General features: G+C 54.4%; 1 protein-coding gene. It reads left to right on the top strand.

All coding sequences use genetic code 11. From position 1 onward, the window contains the following. On the top strand, positions 1–1,016 hold a 1,016-nt coding region (tuf, locus tag M5G26_RS29450), incomplete at both ends, for an elongation factor Tu (RefSeq protein ID WP_273917191.1).

Consider the following 1,016-nt stretch of genomic DNA (forward strand, 5'->3'; position numbering starts at 1 on the left):
GCTGCTCTGACTCGCGTTTGCTCCGAAGTTTTCGGTTCCGCAATCGTTGACTTCGACAAGATCGACAGCGCACCAGAAGAAAAAGCTCGCGGTATCACCATCAACACCGCGCACGTTGAGTACAACTCGAAGATCCGTCACTACGCTCACGTTGACTGCCCAGGTCACGCTGACTATGTGAAGAACATGATCACCGGTGCTGCTCAAATGGACGGCGCTATTCTGGTTTGCTCGGCCGCTGATGGTCCGATGCCACAAACCCGTGAGCACATCCTGCTGTCCCGTCAGGTAGGCGTTCCGTACATCGTGGTTTTCCTGAACAAGGCTGACCTGGTAGACGATGCTGAGCTGCTGGAACTGGTTGAGATGGAAGTTCGCGACCTGCTGTCCACCTACGACTTCCCGGGCGATGACACTCCAATCATCATCGGTTCGGCTCGTATGGCGCTGGAAGGCAAAGACGACAACGAAATGGGCACTACCGCTGTCAAGAAGCTGGTAGAGACTCTGGATGCCTACATCCCAGAACCAGTTCGCATGATCGACAAGCCGTTCCTGATGCCAATCGAGGACGTATTCTCGATCTCGGGTCGCGGTACTGTTGTGACTGGTCGTATCGAGCGCGGTATCGTTCGCGTTCAAGATCCGCTGGAAATCGTTGGTCTGCGTGACACTACCGTTTCCACCTGTACCGGTGTTGAAATGTTCCGCAAACTGCTCGACGAAGGTCGTGCTGGCGAGAACTGCGGCGTTCTGCTGCGTGGTACCAAGCGTGACGACGTTGAGCGTGGTCAGGTTCTGGTTAAGCCGGGTTCGGTTAAGCCGCACACCAAGTTCACCGCAGAAGTTTACGTTCTGAGCAAGGAAGAAGGCGGTCGTCACACTCCGTTCTTCAAAGGCTACCGTCCACAGTTCTACTTCCGTACTACTGACGTGACTGGTAACTGCGAGCTGCCAGAAGGCGTTGAAATGGTAATGCCAGGTGACAACATTCAGATGACTGTTACCCTGATCAA

This window comes from Pseudomonas sp. TNT2022 ID642 (assembly GCF_028656995.1).
In the GTDB taxonomy this organism is placed as follows: domain Bacteria; phylum Pseudomonadota; class Gammaproteobacteria; order Pseudomonadales; family Pseudomonadaceae; genus Aquipseudomonas.